Below are 18,244 nucleotides of genomic sequence, written 5' to 3' on the forward strand. Positions count from 1 at the left end.
CATAGTCCGACCGGGGTTGAAACCCCTGCCTCAAAGCTAAAGTCCTCTGAAGAGGACTAAAAAACTCATTAGTCCTCTTCAGAGGACTTTAGCTATTAGACAGGGAATTCATTCCCTGGCGGACTAACGGGTGGGCGGGAGGACTGGTGGACAAAAAGCTTAAGTTGACACCATTGCCCACTGCCGTCTCCCTACCATATTTCATCTTCTACTCGCCAACTATCGGCTGCCAAAAGTCTCTACCGCTGGAAAACAGAAATAACCAGTCAGCTAGAAATCGACTCAAAAGTAAAAAATATCAGCATTTTTTAGCTTCTGCCGAATGACTAATGCCTTCTACCTTCGGATTAAGCTTCCCACCTTTGGGCGACCAATTCAGCCAAGTCAACCACCCGCTGACTGTAGCCCCACTCATTGTCGTACCAAGCCAAAACCTTTACCATGTCGCCATCCATCACCAGCGTTAAGCTGGAATCCAGAATCGAAGAAGCATCACTTCCGCGATAGTCGCATGAAACTAAAGGCAAATCGTTGTACTCCAAAATCCCTTTCATGGAGCCAGAGGCAGCTTCTTTGAACACTTGATTTACTTGCTCGGTAAAAGTCTTTTTCTCTACCTGAGCCACAAAATCAACTACCGACACATTGGGAGTCGGCACGCGCATGGCGATACCATTTAACTTGCCCTTCAATTCTGGAATCACCAAAGCCACAGCTTGGGCTGCTCCGGTAGAAGTCGGCACAATATTCATTGCTGCCGCCCGGGCCCGCCGCAAGTCGCGGTGGCTGGCATCCAGCAAGCGCTGGTCCCCAGTATAGCTGTGGGTAGTGGTCATCATGCCTTTGACGATGCCAAAATTTTCGTGCAGCACTTTCAGTACAGGAGCTAGACAGTTAGTAGTACAGCTAGCATTGCTGATGACTGTGTAGTCACTGTGCTTGTAGTTGTGGTGGTTGACTCCCATCACATAAGTGCCAACTTCAGAACCCTTGCCGGGAGCGGTAATTAGCACTTTTTTAGCGCCGGCAGTGATATGCTTCGATGCACCAGCTTGGTCAACGAAGACGCCGGTCGCTTCAATAATCAGATCAATACCCCAATCTTTCCAAGGCAAGTTTAGCGGGTTGCGATCGCTCACGCATTTAACTGTCTTCCCATTTAAGGTAATGGAATTTTCATCCGCACTGATGTCCACATTCTTCAACGTTCCCATCATGGAATCGTATCTGAGCAAGTGAGCATTACTTCTGGGATCGGAAGTGTCATTAATAGCTACCAACTCTAGCTGGCTGTTTTCTCTGCCCAACCAGCAGCGCGCAAAACTGCGCCCGATACGTCCAAAACCATTGATCGCGACTCGAATCACTTTAGTACCTCCTAACGATGGCAGCCCTTAGCTTAGGCTTAAATTTTGGAAAAATTTAAGAATTGAGTTATGAGACAAGATCATATCGCAAAGGTCGATCCTTTATAACTTTTTGTGTCGATCAAAAAAACCTGAACTTTTCTAGAAGGCTGAAATTGCAAGGCAGAAGGCATTAGGCTTTCTGCCGCTGGTTACTGGTAAAGCTGATGGGCTGCAATATAAGTCCCGACAACTTCCGGGACTAAGTAGCGGAGGTCGAGCCTTTCGGCGCAGCAGCGGCGGATGTGGCTCGACGAAATCTCGATCGCAGCCATCGAAAGCACATCCCAGCGCATTTCCACGTCCAAAAGAGCCATTTGTTCGGCAACTCGTCGGCCCACAGCAGTCGCCTGAACCTGCATCCTGCCCCCCCCGGAATCGAGGGGTTTTCCACCCGGACAATCTCCCCACTCGGACAGTCCCCCAATCTCCCCGCTTTCTGCTGTCACTCGATCTCCGTGACTCGGACGTGGGGCCACCAACCAGTCGCACAACCCGGCCATTTCGGCGCACCGGTGCCATTTGGGAAGAGTAAGGAGTGCGTCACTACCAATAATCCAGTACCAGCGATGATCGCCGGGATACAATTTTTGCAAATACAGCAGGGTGTCGATCGCAAAACAACTGCCTCTGGGATTTGCCGACCGCGGCGAAATTACGAAGTCTGGGCGATTGGCGATCGCCAAAGCCAGCATTTCCCGCCGCCGCTCAAAACTTGCCAAATCCAGGCGCCACTTGTGAGGAGGAGAGCGATCCGGTACCCAAATGACTCGATCGAGAGCAAATTGACTCGCAGCCGTCTCGGCTACCAAAACGTGACCCCAGTGAACCGGGTCAAAAGTCCCCCCCAAAATCGCTATTTTCCCCATATTTCCCCAAAATCAGGATTAATACAGACATCGCGCCAATTTTATGTTTATACACTTTTAACCGTAAACTCTATCGCTTTTCGACTTATTCGACTAACTGCATAACTTGGTATATATACAATTAAGTGAGAATACATATTATCTATAGTTGAGTTGCGATCGTGTCAATCTCTGACTTTCAAGAAAAAATAACCGTAGGAGTAGATAAATGACTACAAAATGAGCGAAATTTTGTTGTTCGTGGTAGTGTTTGTAAATCCTTATGGGTTTTACCCTCAATCTTGGTAGAAAGGTTGTGGGGCTTTTGCTGCCGTATCCCAGCACAGCAGGCGGATAGAAATAGAAAGAATGCAGGAGTATGCAACCACCCAAAATTAGTCTATTGGCACAGGCCCCAGACCCCGTTTTCTCTTACCTGCAATTTTCGAGCTGTGACTGTTCCGGAAAACTACTCGGTACTAAGTCATATAGGATACAAGACAAACATCTCTACAAGTCCCTCAAATCTAGGGACGCGCAGAGAATTTTGTACAAAATCTCTAGCGAACTGTATCCTGAAAAAACAATTCTTGATATGATATCGCGTGTTATTGGCGTGGTGTGGTGTGTGAGGAGCAAAGATGCCGAGTTCTGTTGATTTTAGCGGTAGACCATTTCATTTCATCGGCATTGGTGGGATTGGGATGTCAGCCCTTGCCTACATTCTAGCTAAACGCAAGTTGCCTGTGTACGGCTCTGATATTAAATCGAGTCACATAACCGAGCGCTTGCAAGGAATGGGAGCTCATATTTTTTGGAGTCAAGACGCCAGCAATTTTGAACTATTTCAAACGGCCCTTAACGGTAGCAGTCCCGACTGCGGGCAACAGGAAAGGGCAGTATCCTCGGCAGTGGGGGGTACGGTAGGGACTTCTGTCGCGACAGCCAAAGCTGTCCAATTGAACGGCAACGGTTCAAGCGCCCAAGCAATTCCGGGATTGCCTCAAGTAGTATGTTCGACGGCTATTCACCCAGCCAATGCCGAATATAGAGCTGCTTTAGATTTGGGCTGTCCGATTTTTCATCGATCGGATGTGTTGGCAGCGTTAATTCAAGATTACCAAAGCATAGCCGTAGCCGGGACTCATGGCAAAACTACTACTAGCAGCTTAATCGGCTTCATGCTGATGGCTGCGGGTCTAGACCCGACCATCGTAGTAGGAGGCGAGGTAAATGCTTGGGAAGGCAATGCCCGTTTGGGGGAAGGCCCCTACTTAGTGGCCGAGGCTGATGAATCTGACGGTTCTCTCGTTAAGCTGGTAGCCAAAATTGGCATAGTAACGAACGTGGAACTGGATCATCCAGACCATTACGATACCCTTGACCAGGTAATAGACACATTTAAGGTGTTTGCCCAAAACTGTCAAACCTTGGTGGGCTGCATTGACGACCAAATCGTCAAAGACTGCCTTCAGCCTGATGTCAGTTATAGTTTGCAGCCGGATAGCGGTGCTGACTACACGGCATCGGGCGTGGAGTACGGGGCCGAAAGTACCAAGGCTCGGATTTGGGAGCGAGGAGCTTTCCTGGGGGAAATGGAGTTGAAGTTGCTGGGTACACACAATCTCAGCAATGCACTAGCTGCGGTAGCAGTAGGCCGATTGTTGGGGTTAGAGTTTTCGGCGATTGCCAAAGCGATTGCTGGCTTTGAAGGAGCTCGCCGCCGTTTTGAGGTGCGGGGTTTTCACAATGACATCCTGTTTGTGGATGACTACGCCCACCATCCTAGCGAAATTCGTGTCACCTTGGCGGCGGCTCGCTTGCGTATCGAAGGTAGCGAAAAAAATCCTAAATCCCGAAGAGTGGTTGCAATTTTTCAACCCCACCGTTACAGCCGGACTCTGACATTTTTACCAGAATTTTCTCAATCTTTTGGGGATGCTGATTTGGTTGTGGCTTGCGATATTTATAGTGCTGGGGAACCGAATTTAGGAGAGATTAGCGGGCAGCAGGTTGCTGATTTGATTGCTAAAGAAGGCCGAGAGGTTGAGTTTGCGCCTTCCCTGGAGTCAGTCACTAAGTTTTTAACCCAAAATCTGCAACCGGGGGATTTGGCTCTGTTTTTGGGTGCTGGTAATCTGAATCAGATTATTCCAGAGGTTATGGCTTTTTATCAACAAGCCGATCGCCCCGATTAGCTCGCGAACTGAGTAGAGTCGATCGACATTATGGCGTTGCACGTTGGGCCGAAACTTCTGTCGGACGGCTCGCTCAAAGGGGCGACATAAGTTAGCTAAATGGATTTTAAACCACGTCTTCGAGCGAAGGTATTTTTAAGGATTTTCAAGATGGTGACTATCTCGAATGACTCCTCTGTTAAGGACAATCGGCGAGTGTATTCTCCTATTTCTTTGCGGGGAACTGATTGCAAGATTAACTCCCAAGTTTCGCTGGCGGGCCTGACTTCCTTCCGAGTCGGCGGCCCGGCCGAGTGGTACGTTGCTCCCCGCAGTATGGAGGCTTTGCAAGCGAGTTTTGCCTGGGCACACGATGAAGGGATGCCGGTGACTCTGCTGGGTGCAGGTTCTAATTTGTTGGTGAGCGATCGGGGTTTGTCCGGTTTGGTCGTCGGCACTCGCTACCTGAAACAGGTGAATTTTAACCCAGAAACAGGTCAAGTTACAGCGGGGGCAGGGGAGTCAATTCCCCGCCTTGCTTGGTTGGCGGCTAAACGGGGCTGGAAAGGTCTAGAATGGGCAGTCGGCATACCGGGCACCGTGGGAGGGGCTGTGGTGATGAATGCAGGCGCTCATAGAGGCTGTACTGCTGATATTCTGGTCAACGCTCGCGTCCTATCCCCTGGTGGCAAGGTGGAAATTCTGACTCCCCAAGAGTTGGAGTACCGCTACCGGACTTCGGTGCTGCAAGGGGGCGATCGGCTAGTAACAGAAGCGACTTTCCAGTTACAGCCGGGATTCGACCGATCGCAAGTAATGGCAGAAACTAATGCCCATTTCAGCCAGCGGCGGACAACTCAACCTTACCATCTGCCTAGCTGTGGCTCAGTCTTCCGCAACCCCGGCCCCAAGACTGCCGGTTGGTTCATCGAACAAGCGGGACTGAAGGGATATCAGATCGGAGGCGCACAAGTAGCTCAGCGCCATGCTAATTTTATTCTTAACTGCGGGTCGGCAACGGCCAATGATATTTTTCAAGTGATCCGCCACGTTCAACAGCAAGTCGAGCAGCGGTGGTCGCTGTTGTTGGAGCCAGAAGTTAGAATACTGGGAGAGTTTCCCTTCTAAGGCATCATTGAAGTAATACGGAAACGGCAGACTGCCAGCCCACACACCATCACAAAGTAGTTATGACAAAATCAGGACAAGGATTTGGCTTCGGCCTGGGCAAAATGAAAGAACTGACTGAAGCTTTCAAAAAAGCTCAGCAGGTTCAAGAAGGAGCTAAAAAGCTCCAAGAAGAGTTGGATGTCATGGAAATTGAGGGAACAGCAGGCGGCGGCTTGGTCAAGGTTTTTCTCAGCGGCAACCAAGAACCCCGCCGCGTGGAAATCTCACCGGATGCCCTCGGTGAAGGTGCTGATGTGGTTTCTGAACTCGTCACTGTGGCGATGCAGGATGCTTACACTAAGTCTACGATGACGATGCGGGAGAAAATGGAAGAACTCACCGGTGGACTAAATCTCCCCGGTTTCGGTTAGTCATTAGTCATCAGTCATTAGTCATCAGTCATTAGTTGTTAGCTATCTGTGTTTAAAAAGGAAGCTAACAACTAATGACTGATTGATTTGTCTGAAGCACAAAACGTTGGGAAAAAGGGGAAAGGAAAAATTTTCTTTCTTCCTTCCCATTAAAAATTACCAATTACTAATTATCAATTTAATGTCTTATAAATTATTGTTTGTCTGCCTCGGAAACATCTGCCGATCGCCCTCAGCAGAAAATATTATGAATCACTTAATTGAACAAGCTGGTTTGAGCGATCGCATCACCTGCGATTCTGCTGGAACTGCTAGCTATCACATTGGCAGCCCCCCTGACAGGCGGATGGCATTGGCGGCGAAGAAGCGAGACATTGAATTGCTAGGCGAAGCCCGCCAATTTACCAGGAAAGATTTTGAAAATTTTGATTTGATTCTGGCTATGGATCGGGACAATTATCGCAATATTCTTGCCCTGGATGCGGCTGGAAAGTATAAAGATAAAGTGCGACTGATGTGCGATTTTTGCCAGAAATACGACCTTAAAGAAGTGCCAGATCCTTACTACGGTGGCCCGGAGGGATTTGATCGAGTAATTGATTTGCTGCTGGACGCTCAAGCGGGTTTGTTGGAGTACGTTATCAATCAGGAAAAATTAAGAATTACCAATTAACAATTACCAATTACCAATTACCGACTAAATGATGTTCCATCGCAAAGCGAACGAGTTCTGCACGGTTGTTGCTGTCGGTTTTTCTGAACAACCTGCTGACGTGCTTTTCGACAGTTCGAGGACTCAGGTGGAGTCGATCGCCTATTTGAATATTAGAAAGACCTTCTGTTAGCAACTCTAGCACTTCTCGCTCTCGCTGAGTCAAACTCGGAGCATTTTGGCTGGGAGATGGGCGTGAAGCGGAGCTATCCCGTAGGGAATCGCCTGTGTTTGACTTTTGAGTAAAAAAATCCGCTTCTGGCTGGCTGTTGGCTCTGCTGCGTGCCTCTGTTGGCGTCGGTTCAGGTTTTGGGGAATGAGACGGTGCCTGAGCGATTAGAGCGTAGCGATCGAGCAAAGAGCGAATTACCGCCCCCAATTCTTGGAGTTCAAAAGGCTTAGCCAGATAATTGTCGCACCCCATCTGATAGCCGCGAATCCGTTCCTGCGTGCTCGTGCGTTCCGTCAAAAAAATCACCGGCAGCAAGCGGAAAGCGGGACGAGTCCGAACTCGCCGCACAAATTCGTAGCCATCCATCTCGGGCATTGTAATGTCGGTAACAATCAAGTGGGGCTGAAATTCCTCTACCAAACCTAAAGCTTCTTTGCCATTCTCAGCAGGGATTACAGAGTATCCGGAAATTTCCAGATAATCGGTAATCGACAAGCGAGTCGCGAAATCGTCGTCAGCAACCAGAATGGTCAAGGGCATGAGGGGAATTTAAAAATTAAACATTAAAAATTAAAAGTGAAATTAGTCACTTTTAATTTTTAATTCTACTGTTTAATTCTGTTTTTGACACTCCCTGACCTAAAGGACAGGGATTCTTAATTCAGCGACTGACCTTAAAATGTTGCGTCCTTTCGGCAATACTCAAACTTTTTAACCGTAGAAAGCCTACCAATTAACGAGCCCGATTCGCAGTCACCCGCCTAGGGTCTATCTCCAAAAGCGTACTAGGATATTCACCTAGAGTTCGGGTATGCCCTACCCTACTTAACAAGACTAAATAGTTTGTTTCTCTGGTTAAAGGAACTGTGTTAAGCCCCTAGCTGTTTATAGAGTTTTCGCCGCTCTTTGTCCCCCGGTTTACGCGCCAAAGTGTGTCGTTAACTGTTTTTATACACTCCGGGCGAAGGAGTTTAACCTTGACTACTCTAGTATACTAGAAATTGCCTCACTTTTAGGAAGGGATTTAAGAAATTAAAGCCGTCCTAGAAGGACAGGGTTTTAGACCCCATTTCGTTGATAACTTGCTGTTAAAGTAGCAGGCTGCCCTAATGTTCCCTCCAAAGCTACGCCGCGCCCGTTGGCTGCCAAATGTCGCAGAGTTTTGTAAATTGTCTCGATTTGCTCTGGTTTTCCTGATTTTTTAGCTATTTCTGCGACAGAAAGAGGTTTTTGGGCGTCTTTGAGCACTTGCAGTACCCGTTGCTGCAAGTCCAATACAGCAGCGGCTGCTTTTTTGCCTGCTTCAACCCCTGGCTGGTGATAGGCATTGACATTCACCAAGGAACCGTAAAAACCTACGGCTCTTTCGTAGAGGGCGATTAATGCTCCTACTGTCCGAGGGTTGACTTCGGGAATTGTGACAGTAATGGAATCTCGGTGATTTTCGTACAAGGCTTGCCGAGTTCCCTGCAACAAACCAGACAAATAATCTCCCGAAGTGACGCCGGTTTCTACTTCTGGGGAAATGCCTTGCCTGTCTTGCAAAACTTCGATAAATGTTAGGAAGAAATTCGGCACCCCGTCTCGCAGTTGCTGGACGTAGGCGTGTTGGTCGGTGCTGCCTTTGTTGCCGTAAACTGCGATTCCTTGATGAACTGTATTGCCGTCTAAATCTTCCTGTTTGCCGATCGATTCCATGACTAATTGCTGCAAGTAGCGGCTGAACAATAGCAGTGAATCTTTATACGGCAAAACTACCATATCTTTTTCGCCACGTCCGTTGCAAGCAAAATACCAGGACATTGCTAACAGGGCGGCGGGATTATTTTTAATGTCGGGAATTCTGCTAGCTTCGTCCATGACTTTAGCGCCGTCGAGCATCGCCCGAATGTCGATGCCTTGCAAAGCTGCGGGCAAAAGTCCTACTGCTGACAATTCGGAAGTGCGTCCTCCCACCCAGTCGGCCATTGGGAAGCTGCCAATCCAGCCTTCGGATTTGGCTAAGTTGTCTAGTTTGCTGTCACATCCAGTGATGGCAACTGCCTGTTTGGCGAAGTCGAGTTTTTGGGCGGCGAAGGCTTTTTGAACTTCGATCATGCCGTTGCGGGGTTCGGGGGTGCCGCCGGATTTGGAGATAGTAATTACTAGGGTGCTGGCGAGTTTGTCTTTGATTTTGTTGAGGACTCGATCGATCCCAGCCGGATCTGTGTTGTCGATAAAATGTATTGCTAGGGGCGGAATGTCTGGGGATAAAGCTTCGGCGACAAATTGGGGGCCCAGGGCGGAACCACCGATGCCGATCGAAATTATGTCGGTAAATTGCGGAGCAAAGGGCGGTTTAATATCGCGGTTTTGAACTTTCTTGACAAATGCTTCGACTTGTGCTATCCCTTCAACTATTTCTTGTTTTAATTCTGGAGTGGGAGCTAAATCGGGGTTTCGCAGCCAGTAGTGGCCCACCATGCGGTTTTCGTCGGGATTGGCGATCGCACCTGCTTCTAAAGCTGCCATGTCTTTGAAAGCTTTGTCAAATTTGGGCTTCAGTGCTGCTGCGAAAGCGTCGTCGAATCCCATGCGGCTGATATCGAGGTAAAGTCCCAATCCAGAGTGATAGTAAAGCCAGTCTTGATAGCGTTGCCAGAGTGCTGCGGCGTCCATAGGAATTCTCTACAATTTTTTTAATGTTCGATCGGCGTCGTCAGGAATCCACCAATTGTAGTTTAAAACGATCTGATGTACGGCTTTTGCAGAATCCTAATAAATTTAAGCATTAATCGTCTGAAGGCAGCCGGAACAGAAGGCAGTCAGAGCATTCGGCAGAATTAAACAATAAAAATATGACTTGGGCAACAGTCTTAGTAGGTAGATCCCCCATTAATGGCCACACCCCATAGATAGATCGAAGTGGCACAGAGATTTAACTGTGGTCGGGGTTGGCGTTTGGGCCCTGGTTTGACAATATTCAAATTCGGGCGATCGGGATGTGTAAAATAGGCATTGCGGTCAGGTTAAATATACTTTTAGCTGTCACTCAATAATCGGCTAAAAATATAGTTAACAACAGTCAACTATCTGAAGTGTAGTATAATATACAGATATTAGAATTTAAGTGCGATCGACTATGCTTGCTCTATCTCCCGAATTAAAAGAAAGGTTAGCAACTCCGCTCAAAATCGGCGATTTTGAAGTTAAAAGCCGCGTCCTGCAATCGCCCTTATCCGGCGTTACCGATTTGGTATTTCGCCGCCTGGTGCGCCGCTACGCGCCGGATTCGATGATGTACACGGAAATGGTGAACGCTACGGGTTTGCACTACGTGAAGCAACTGCCGAGAATTATGGAAGTTGACCCGAACGAACGCCCGATTAGCATTCAATTGTTTGACTGCCGGCCGGATTTCTTGGCAGAAGCGGCCCAGAAAGCAGTGGCCGAAGGAGCGGATACTGTTGATATTAATATGGGCTGTCCGGTTAACAAAATTACTAAAAACGGCGGCGGTTCTTCGCTGCTGCGCGACCCGGAAACGGCCGAGGCAATTGTGCGGGCTGTGGTGGAAGCGGTAGATGTTCCTGTCACCGTTAAAACTAGAATCGGTTGGACAGACAAAGAAATTAATATTTTGGAATTTGCGAAGCGGATGGAAGATGCGGGAGCAAAAATGATTACCGTGCACGGCCGAACTCGATCGCAAGGTTACACCGGCCCGGCAAAATGGGAGTGGATTCGCCGAGTGAAAGAAGTTTTATCGATTCCAGTTATTGCTAACGGGGATATTTTTTCAGTGGAAGCAGCGATGCGATGTCTGGAAGAAACGGGCGCGGATGGAGTGATGTGTTCGCGGGGAACTTTGGGCTATCCTTTTTTGGTGGGAGAAGTTGATTATTTCTTGAAAACTGGTGAAGAAAAGATAGCTCCGACACCAATTGAACGCCTCGAATGTGCTAAGGAACATTTGCGGGCTTTGTGGGAATATAAAGGTGAAAGCGGTGTTTGCCAAGCGCGCAAGCACTTAACCTGGTATGCTAAGGGTTTCCCCGGCGCTGGGGAATTGCGGGGCGTGTTGGCTGTGGTAGAAACGGTGGAACAAGGTTGCGATTCGATCGATCGGGCGATCGAGCAATTGCCCGCAAGTTGAAATAAACTTAGATATTGCACCATTGTTAATAAGCCTTTCACGGGCGGGTTCTCCTGCCCAACCCCTACTTCCCAAAATAAAATCTAATCTTTGTGGAACAGGCATCTTGCCTGTTCTTGAGAATGGTGCAAGCTAAAATAAACAAAACCCGCCTCTGCGGGCTAAGATTTAAGACACAGTTAAAAATTTGTGTGTGGGGGAAAGCATGGACTCATTAAAAGGGCGAGATTTATTAAGTCTGGCAGATTTAAGCATTGACGAATTAAATTATTTGCTGGATCTAGCAGCCAGTTTAAAATCGGGAATGGTCAAGCTGAAACGCAATAAAGTTCTGGGCTTGTTATTTTCCAAAGCTTCAACGCGAACGCGGGTAAGTTTTACAGTAGCAATGTATAAATTGGGAGGGCAAGTGATTGACCTCAATCCCAACGTTACACAAGTCAGCCGCGGTGAACCTTTGGTAGATACAGCCAGGGTTTTAGACAGATATTTAGACATTTTGGCGATTCGGACTTTCGAGCAAAAGGACTTAGCAACTTTTGCCAATTATGCCAAAATTCCTGTGATTAATGCGCTGACAGATGACGAACACCCATGTCAAGTGCTGGCGGATTTAATGACAGTAAAAGAGTGTTTTGGCAAGTTGGAAGGATTGACCCTGACTTATTTAGGCGATGGCAATAATATGGCAAATTCGCTGATGTTGGGCTGTGCAATGACGGGAATGAATGTAAGAATTGCTTGCCCTCAAGATTTCCAGCCGAATGCTGAGATAGTGGAAAAAGCTAAGAATATTGCTCAGGGAAAAACAGAAGTTACTGTGACGACGGACGCAGAAGCTGCTGTGAAGAATGCTCAAGTGATTTATACTGATGTTTGGGCGAGTATGGGACAGGAAGAGGAAGCAAAAATCAGGATTCCTTTGTTTGAACCCTATCAGGTAAATGAACAATTGCTGAAGTTAGCAGATAAGAATGCAATTGTATTGCACTGTTTGCCCGCACACCGAGATGAAGAGATTACCGATGCAGTGATTGAAGGCGGTCAATCGCGCGTTTGGGATCAGGCAGAAAATCGGATGCACGCTCAGCAAGCTTTGCTCGCAAGCATTCTAGAAAGCGATTAGGAATAGAGAAGGGAAGAGAAGAATAGCCCGACTGCAGAATAAGAGAAAAGTCATTCTCTCAATCTCAATCTCAATCTCTTCTATTCTCTTTCTCTGCGCCCTCTGCGCCCTCTGCGGTTAATAAAAAAAACATAATTCACAAAAGGTTATCGGAAAACATGAAGTTGTCGCTAATTCACATTTAACACCCAATAATCGACAATTCCAGATCGACACCATGCTAACAGAATTTACCCTCGCAAACTTCAAGAGTTACAAAACAAGCCGATTACCGCTTGGAGCGCTGACTGTGCTCATCGGAGCCAACGCTGCAGGCAAAAGTAATGCAATTGAAGCTTTGCGCTTTTTGTCATGGTTGGCACAAGGTCAAAAACTCACCACTATTCAATATGCGGTCAATAATGCCGATCGCATTATACGCGGTCGAGTCGATGATTTATCTTATCAAGGAGAGTCAAGTTTTACCATCGGTTGCCATTTAGACTCAACAAAATGGAACCAACTTGATATAACCCTCAATGTGCGTGAGGGAGAACTGCATATTAGTAGTGAGCGGATTGTTGGCTCGACAACTGAAACAAGTCAAATACCTCTATATGAGCTAAATAAACCATCTCAAGGAATAGGGACGGATGTTGATGTTTCCTATAACAACTTTACCAAAGGAAAAAATAAGCCACGAGTAATTTGCAGCGATCAAATGGCTATCTTTGTTCAATTAGACACACCTGCTCGTTTTGATGCAAAAAACCATAAATCCCAAAAAGTCATTCCTGAAACAGTCCACGAATATCAAAGAGTATTACAAAACATCCTATTTCTAGATCCCGTTCCCGCCAAAATGCGCGAGTACAGTTTCAAATCGGATAAACGCTTACAGGAGGATGGCACTAATCTTTCCAGTGTTTTGTTTCGCCTCTGGGAAAATAAACCCGATAATCAAAAAACTATTTTAAACTTGATTCAGAGCTTACCAGAACAGGCTATAGAAAAGCTAGATTTCATTTCTGGCCCGCGAGATGAAGTGATGGTACGCCTAGCAGAAACCTTTGGTAATAAACCGCGCTATTGCGAGGCGGCTTTGTTATCAGATGGCACTTTGCGGGTGTTAGCAATTACAGCAGCCATGCTATCAGCAACCGAAGGTAGTTTAGTAGTCATCGAAGAAATCGATAATGGCGTTCATCCCAACCGCGCCCAACATCTACTAACCTGCATTCGAGATATTGCCGAGCGTCGTAATTTGCGGGTGCTGCTTTCTACTCACAACCCCGCTCTCATGGATGCCTTACCTGATGCTGCTCTCGGTGATGTAGTGTTTTGTTACCGAGATCCGCAAGCAGGGGATAGCCGCCTTGTACGACTCGGAGATATGTATGAGTTTCCTAGCCTGATATCGCAAGGCCCTCTTGGTCAATTGGTAACTGCTGGAGTAGTCGATCGGTTTGTCAAGTCGCCGCACACGCCTGATGAGAGAAAACAGCAAGCAATGGCATGGCTGTCTCGTTTGCAGGAGTACGGGGAATGAGTAGTATTTGCCTAATCGATACTAGCATTTTCCTCAACTTTCTTAATGTTCCCAACTGTAATCAGGATAGGGCATTAGTCCTCGAAGATTTTAAGGTTTATGCTGAATCTGGTTGTACTTTTTTGTTACCGATGGCAACCATAATAGAAACAGGCAACCACATTGCCCAGAATGGCGACGGTACAATGAGAAGGAAAACAGCCATGCGTTTTGTTAAAGAAGTTAAAGCTGCATTTAAGGGTGAAGCTCCTTGGTCACTTACTCAATTCCCCACTACAACAGAGATACTAGAGTGGATTGACAATTTTCCCGATGGAGCTGGCAAAAACAAAGCCCCTGATAAGCCTGAAGGAACTAGCTTCGGCGATCTCAGTATCATTGAAGAATTTAATAAGTCGTGCAAGCGCTTCCCCATGAGTGAAGTGTTTATTTGGTCACTGGACAGTGATTTAAGTCGCTATCACCAAAACGCAAAATAATGATCGGTTCGCCCGAGGTTTAAACGCCGGCTTTTCAACTGAAGATGACTTTCGCCCGACGCCAGGGGTTTAACCCGCTGGCGTCGGGCTAAGTTGAAACCCTACAAACTGGCAAAATTCACTTTTGTGACTTCACCTGCGACAACATTAACTGTTTGTTGAATTTGACTACCGTCAACTTTCAACTGATAAGTTCCCGGAGAAAGCTCGATCGCCCCAAACCATCCTTTACCATCGGCGCGCAGTTGACGCACCTTGCCAGCAGCATCGATCGACTGCAATGTCAAGCTCGCACCGTCGCAATTTTGAGCGCACCGCTGCAAATTTCCGGCGATCGCACCTGTAGTCGGCCGCGACTTCCAAGGCATATCGGGAACCGCTGCGGTTGTCGCCCACACAGGCTGAGTTTGAACGGTTTTGCCCGTGGCAGCATCAACGTATTGACTCGGCTGCGACAGCGCAGTGTAAAACAAATCGTTGCTTTGGGGAACGTATTTCCAAGGCTGGCGGGGCAAATCACCGCTACCGCCCGATCGCCATTCCACATTCGTGTACACGTTGCTGCTAGCGTAGGAATAGAGCACCGTACCTGCAACGTGATTTCCTTTCGCAGAAGGCCCTTCGGCGCGACGAATCTGGCCTAGAGTGTCTTCGATGTAGTTGAGGTAATTGCCGGGGCCGATCGCAATTTGGCGGTTGTACTGGTGGTCTTTGGCGAACTCGATCCAGTGGTCATAAGCGAGTTTTTGCGATCGTTTGTACTCGCGCTGGTAAGTCATCGGCATCGCCATGTCTACGATCCCTTCTTCCAGCCAAGCGCGCCAATCTTGCAATACTTCTTTGTAAGGCTGCGTTTGATACCACCCTGCATCGTTTTGTGGGCCGTCTCCCCAGGCGATCGTGGCGGCAGTAATTTTAACACGCGGTTTAATCGCAAGGCTTTCTACATAAAGCTTCCGCACTAAATTTGTCACCTGATCGCGCCGCCACTGCATCCACGCGGGATCGGTGGGTGCGGGTTTGCCCGATCGACCTGTTTGCTGATTGAAACGGGCGATCGCAGTCGGATTGTAGCCCCAAGTCGGCCCGCCGTAGCGCACATAATCCAACTGTACGCCGTCCACATCGTAGCGCTTGATCAAGTCCAAATAGACGGAAACAGTATAATCTACGGCGTCTGGATGGCCGGGATCGAGGAAACCGGGTGATTCCCCCCCGTAAGTCAGCATTGCCCAATTGTCGTTTCCTGGGGCAGAAGGCCCGTGTTGTTGCCAAACGTGACCGGCGGGAAGTTTGGTACCCGAAACCACCGGCAGCGTCACCATCCAAGCGTGTACTTCAATGCCTGCGGCGTGGGCTTTGTCAATCAAATCTTGCAGGGGATCGAAACCCGCCGGAACGTTGGGATCGAGGGTGCGGGGTTCGATCGCACTCGTGTAAAAGGCATCGCCACGGCGGCGGACTTGGGCGACAATCGCGTTGGCATTTGCCCGCTGCGCGTCTGCAATCAATTTTGTGACTTCTTGAGGAGTTTTGAAGCCGGGGTTGAAAGCGTCCACCCAGAATGCGCGAAATTCGGCGGTTTGGGTTTGTGGGGGCATCGTTGCGTTAGCGCGGTTTGGGAACCAGTTTGATAACCAACCAGGAGTCAGCAGAAAACTAATTGTTAAGCCAATCAGGAACAAGCTTGACAAAAAGAATGTTTTGGTATTTCGCATCAGAAATGTGTGAGAGAGCGTTTAACAGTCCTTTACGGACTTTTGGTTTGAGCGTCCGCTTGACATTTTCGCACAATGGTAAATTAAGTGGGCCGATCGGTAAATAGTTGAGCAATATCGCTGGGAGAGTCGAGAATGAGATTAAAATTGACCTCGGCAAAATCGGCGATATTTTCCGATATTTCAATATAGCGGTTGAGCCAGTAAATTGAATCCGCGACACCACTTAACATAGTTTTACAGGCTAAATAGGGTTTTAATGATTTTCATTTTGGCTGTATCAAGGCCGCATTCAAGCTTGGCAATTGGAGTTAGGCTTTTCCACTTGCCTTTATTCGCGGTGAAGATAGCATCGGCTGTTTTTTCGGCATCAATATTTTCAAAGCCGCCTATTTTATTAGTTGATAAGTAATTGAGGCGATCGAAAATTTCATCTCTTGATGCACGTTTCACGCTAACCGCTTCAGGAGGTGGCGGTGGTGGTGGTGGTGGCGATATAGAAAACACTTTAGTAATACAATCTAATCTCGCCTTACTCAAACCACATGGTAGCTTAGTCAGAGGGATAAAATCTGACCATTGCTCCCGGTTAGAAGCTAAAATTTTATTTGCAGCTTCAACTGGTTTTACATTCTTCCACTTCTGTTCTTTAACTAAGTATTCAAGTGCAGCTATAATAGTATCTTTTGATGCTGTACTTAGATTGACTGTGGGATTTGCTTCTCGCCCTAGAATCTTCGCTTGTTCAATATTTGATGGTTTTGGGTCAATGACAATACACCATGCTCGCTCTAATTGAGCTTTTTTAGCAACAGCATAGACAAAGTTATTGCTCACAACTTCATACTGATAATCGCCTGTTTCTTTGACGATAATCGGAATCCAATTGCGATTACCCGATTGTAAGATGGCTTCGGCTGCTCCGGCAATAACAAACTCTGACTCAGAGCAGGATTCTGCTGATTCAATTTTAGCTAACTCCAAGTGCATTAACTTACCGATGTTTTCTGAATTATTCATACAAGAAATACTCCCTAGCTAATTTTAAGTAATACTCGGCCGCCTTTTTGTGTAGAAAAACTGCTGGCTTTCGAGAAAAAGCAGCAGTTGAAACAACTTCATATTCTGGAACTGTAAATATACTTTTATCGCTCACCGCTTTTGTATATTTAGGCCAATAATAGGGTAACAAATTAGGATCTTTAATATAAGTGTCTCCTTTCTTAACTGTAAGAATTGCTTCAATTTCTGCATTGGCTCTTTTGATTGAAGCCTCTGTTTCTTTATGTCTATTGAAAAAAATCGGCAAGGCAATAGGGCCACCGTCCTGCCTAAGCTTCTTAACTTCAGGTAAGAATACTTTAATAACTTTAGCAGCATTTTTTAAAGATGAAAAGTTATTGTGTTCTGTTGGCATGAGGATTACATCCGAAGCTCCCACACAGCTTTTACTAAAAAAAGTCCAGTTCGTAGGTGCATCAATTAAGATGTAATCATAATTACTAACAAAAATATCAAGCAAATCTCGCAGCCTTGCTGAACCTTTCTCAATTTGTGATTCATAATCATGAGTCATGAACTTCGATAATCCTGAATCAGATGGGATGACATCAAACACCTTAACTAATAGACCTGCTTTATTCTTCACATTAAATGCTTGAAGAGTTTCTTTAACATTAAGTGCTGTCTTAATCAGGCAATCAGATAGTTTGACTTTTCCCTCCTGTAAGCCTAATGAATCTGTTAAATCTCCTTGTTGTGGATCGAAGTCAACAACAAGCACTTTTTTCTGCTGTTGTCGAAGAATCGCCGCCAAGTTGATTGTCGTTGTAGTTTTTCCCACACCTCCCTTATCATTATAGATGCAAATTGTTAAAGCTGTGGGTGGTTTTTCCAGCAAGTTCTTAATTTTAGTAATAATTTTAATAATATTATTTTTGGTTATTCTCATGCAGTCAGTAGCAGGCAATACGATTTTACCATGTTTACGGAATAGCTGGATATCTGTTGAGTTAGTGATCATACCCCATTGAGATGTTTGGCACTTAGCATCCAGAAGATAACGTGTTATCTGTTCTTTAGTTTTTTTGTACGTGGGAGTACCTTCTGCTAAGTTATTGATGGCCTTTCCTGATACTCTCCCTTTAACTTCAATGATTAAGTATGGGTTAATCTTAGAAACTGAAAATTTATCCTCATCGTGATTCTTGCGAGCAGCAAAATCAGCAGGACCCTTTCCTGTTTTAAACTGTTGTACCCACTCATCAGAGCTGAATCCAAGTGCATTTAGAAGGCGTTTGACAAATCTATCTTCGACTTCTGGCTCTTCTGCATTCTCTGAAATACTATCTAAAACTTCATTCCAGTTGATAGTTGTCATGATTTAAACCTAGATACTTAAG

At 46.6% G+C, this 18,244-nt stretch carries 15 protein-coding genes and 1 pseudogene; 8 read left to right on the top strand and 8 right to left on the bottom strand.

Annotated features, from left to right (window positions below; all coding sequences use genetic code 11):
* Nucleotides 1-347 precede the first annotated feature (347 nt).
* Nucleotides 348-1,367 (bottom strand): type I glyceraldehyde-3-phosphate dehydrogenase, encoded by a 1,020-nt coding sequence (locus QUB16_RS02700; RefSeq protein WP_333102385.1) that lies wholly within the window; start codon nucleotides 1,365-1,367, stop codon nucleotides 348-350.
* A gap of 191 nt (nucleotides 1,368-1,558) precedes the next feature.
* Complete coding sequence (gene nadD / locus QUB16_RS02705) at nucleotides 1,559-2,275, bottom strand: nicotinate-nucleotide adenylyltransferase (RefSeq protein WP_333313837.1); 717 nt, start codon at nucleotides 2,273-2,275, stop codon at nucleotides 1,559-1,561.
* 620 nt (nucleotides 2,276-2,895) lie between these two features.
* Here nadD and murC point away from each other — a divergent pair.
* The 4 genes from murC (at nucleotide 2,896) to QUB16_RS02725 (ending at nucleotide 6,645) form a co-directional block, all read left to right on the top strand.
* Nucleotides 2,896-4,452 (top strand): UDP-N-acetylmuramate--L-alanine ligase, encoded by a 1,557-nt coding sequence (gene murC, locus QUB16_RS02710; RefSeq protein WP_333313838.1) that lies wholly within the window; start codon nucleotides 2,896-2,898, stop codon nucleotides 4,450-4,452.
* A gap of 150 nt (nucleotides 4,453-4,602) precedes the next feature.
* On the top strand, nucleotides 4,603-5,559 hold the full coding sequence (gene murB / locus QUB16_RS02715) for a UDP-N-acetylmuramate dehydrogenase (protein ID WP_333313938.1): 957 nt from the start codon (nucleotides 4,603-4,605) through the stop codon (nucleotides 5,557-5,559).
* 62 nt (nucleotides 5,560-5,621) lie between these two features.
* The gene (locus QUB16_RS02720; RefSeq protein ID WP_190742781.1) at nucleotides 5,622-5,972 is read left to right on the top strand and encodes a YbaB/EbfC family nucleoid-associated protein; all 351 of its coding nucleotides are present in this window, start codon (nucleotides 5,622-5,624) and stop codon (nucleotides 5,970-5,972) included.
* 181 nt (nucleotides 5,973-6,153) lie between these two features.
* A complete protein-coding gene (locus tag QUB16_RS02725) occupies nucleotides 6,154-6,645 on the top strand; it encodes a low molecular weight protein-tyrosine-phosphatase (protein ID WP_333313840.1) in 492 nt (163 codons plus the stop codon).
* Between the two features lie 10 nt (nucleotides 6,646-6,655).
* Here the strand turns inward: QUB16_RS02725 and QUB16_RS02730 are convergent, their stop codons facing one another.
* Both QUB16_RS02730 and QUB16_RS02735 read right to left on the bottom strand, forming a co-directional pair.
* Nucleotides 6,656-7,396 carry a response regulator transcription factor gene (locus QUB16_RS02730; protein WP_333313842.1) on the bottom strand — a complete coding sequence of 247 codons (741 nt, stop codon included), beginning with the start codon at nucleotides 7,394-7,396 and terminating at the stop codon, nucleotides 6,656-6,658.
* 519 nt (nucleotides 7,397-7,915) lie between these two features.
* Nucleotides 7,916-9,514: a glucose-6-phosphate isomerase gene (locus QUB16_RS02735; protein ID WP_333313844.1), complete on the bottom strand. Its 1,599-nt coding sequence runs from the start codon at nucleotides 9,512-9,514 to the stop codon at nucleotides 7,916-7,918.
* A gap of 463 nt (nucleotides 9,515-9,977) precedes the next feature.
* On the opposite strand from QUB16_RS02735, the gene dusB reads away from it, so the two are divergent.
* From dusB to QUB16_RS02755, 4 genes are all read left to right on the top strand, one after another.
* On the top strand, nucleotides 9,978-10,991 hold the full coding sequence (dusB, locus tag QUB16_RS02740) for a tRNA dihydrouridine synthase DusB (protein ID WP_333313845.1): 1,014 nt from the start codon (nucleotides 9,978-9,980) through the stop codon (nucleotides 10,989-10,991).
* Nucleotides 10,992-11,196: 205 nt separating this feature from the next.
* The gene (gene argF, locus QUB16_RS02745) at nucleotides 11,197-12,117 is read left to right on the top strand and encodes an ornithine carbamoyltransferase (RefSeq protein WP_333313847.1); all 921 of its coding nucleotides are present in this window, start codon (nucleotides 11,197-11,199) and stop codon (nucleotides 12,115-12,117) included.
* Nucleotides 12,118-12,334: 217 nt separating this feature from the next.
* The gene (locus QUB16_RS02750) at nucleotides 12,335-13,645 is read left to right on the top strand and encodes an AAA family ATPase (RefSeq protein WP_333313849.1); all 1,311 of its coding nucleotides are present in this window, start codon (nucleotides 12,335-12,337) and stop codon (nucleotides 13,643-13,645) included.
* Nucleotides 13,642-14,124 carry a type II toxin-antitoxin system VapC family toxin gene (locus QUB16_RS02755; RefSeq protein WP_333313850.1) on the top strand — a complete coding sequence of 161 codons (483 nt, stop codon included), beginning with the start codon at nucleotides 13,642-13,644 and terminating at the stop codon, nucleotides 14,122-14,124. The genes QUB16_RS02750 and QUB16_RS02755 overlap by 4 nt, the downstream gene beginning before the upstream one ends.
* Before the next feature lie 101 nt (nucleotides 14,125-14,225).
* On the opposite strand, the gene QUB16_RS02760 is transcribed toward QUB16_RS02755, so the two are convergent.
* The 4 genes and pseudogenes from QUB16_RS02760 to QUB16_RS02775 all read right to left on the bottom strand — a co-directional run bounded on the left by QUB16_RS02760 (nucleotide 14,226) and on the right by QUB16_RS02775 (nucleotide 18,222).
* On the bottom strand, nucleotides 14,226-15,842 hold the full coding sequence (locus QUB16_RS02760) for a family 10 glycosylhydrolase (RefSeq protein ID WP_333313852.1): 1,617 nt from the start codon (nucleotides 15,840-15,842) through the stop codon (nucleotides 14,226-14,228).
* Between the two features lie 107 nt (nucleotides 15,843-15,949).
* A pseudogene (locus QUB16_RS02765) lies at nucleotides 15,950-16,075 on the bottom strand (alpha-E domain-containing protein); the annotation flags it as partial.
* Between the two features lie 4 nt (nucleotides 16,076-16,079).
* Nucleotides 16,080-16,862 (bottom strand): hypothetical protein, encoded by a 783-nt coding sequence (locus QUB16_RS02770; protein ID WP_333313853.1) that lies wholly within the window; start codon nucleotides 16,860-16,862, stop codon nucleotides 16,080-16,082.
* Nucleotides 16,855-18,222, bottom strand: coding sequence for an AAA family ATPase (locus tag QUB16_RS02775; RefSeq protein WP_333313854.1), 1,368 nt, complete (start codon nucleotides 18,220-18,222; stop codon nucleotides 16,855-16,857). The genes QUB16_RS02770 and QUB16_RS02775 overlap by 8 nt, the downstream gene beginning before the upstream one ends.
* Nucleotides 18,223-18,244 lie beyond the last annotated feature (22 nt).

The organism is Microcoleus sp. D3_18a_C4, from assembly GCF_036702415.1.
In the GTDB taxonomy this organism is placed as follows: Bacteria; Cyanobacteriota; Cyanobacteriia; order Cyanobacteriales; family Microcoleaceae; genus Microcoleus.

Bases quoted from the DNA above. Each gene is read 5' to 3' on its own strand.
- nadD (WP_333313837.1), bottom strand. From the start codon at position 2,275: ATGGGGAAAATAGCGATTTTGGGGGGGACTTTTGACCCGGTTCACTGG.
- murC (WP_333313838.1), top strand. From the start codon at position 2,896: ATGCCGAGTTCTGTTGATTTTAGCGGTAGACCATTTCATTTCATCGGC.
- murB (WP_333313938.1), top strand. From the start codon at position 4,603: ATGGTGACTATCTCGAATGACTCCTCTGTTAAGGACAATCGGCGAGTG.
- QUB16_RS02720 (WP_190742781.1), top strand. From the start codon at position 5,622: ATGACAAAATCAGGACAAGGATTTGGCTTCGGCCTGGGCAAAATGAAA.
- QUB16_RS02725 (WP_333313840.1), top strand. From the start codon at position 6,154: ATGTCTTATAAATTATTGTTTGTCTGCCTCGGAAACATCTGCCGATCG.
- QUB16_RS02730 (WP_333313842.1), bottom strand. From the start codon at position 7,396: ATGCCCTTGACCATTCTGGTTGCTGACGACGATTTCGCGACTCGCTTG.
- QUB16_RS02735 (WP_333313844.1), bottom strand. From the start codon at position 9,514: ATGGACGCCGCAGCACTCTGGCAACGCTATCAAGACTGGCTTTACTAT.
- dusB (WP_333313845.1), top strand. From the start codon at position 9,978: ATGCTTGCTCTATCTCCCGAATTAAAAGAAAGGTTAGCAACTCCGCTC.
- argF (WP_333313847.1), top strand. From the start codon at position 11,197: ATGGACTCATTAAAAGGGCGAGATTTATTAAGTCTGGCAGATTTAAGC.
- QUB16_RS02750 (WP_333313849.1), top strand. From the start codon at position 12,335: ATGCTAACAGAATTTACCCTCGCAAACTTCAAGAGTTACAAAACAAGC.
- QUB16_RS02755 (WP_333313850.1), top strand. From the start codon at position 13,642: ATGAGTAGTATTTGCCTAATCGATACTAGCATTTTCCTCAACTTTCTT.
- QUB16_RS02760 (WP_333313852.1), bottom strand. From the start codon at position 15,842: ATGCGAAATACCAAAACATTCTTTTTGTCAAGCTTGTTCCTGATTGGC.
- QUB16_RS02770 (WP_333313853.1), bottom strand. From the start codon at position 16,862: ATGAATAATTCAGAAAACATCGGTAAGTTAATGCACTTGGAGTTAGCT.
- QUB16_RS02775 (WP_333313854.1), bottom strand. From the start codon at position 18,222: ATGACAACTATCAACTGGAATGAAGTTTTAGATAGTATTTCAGAGAAT.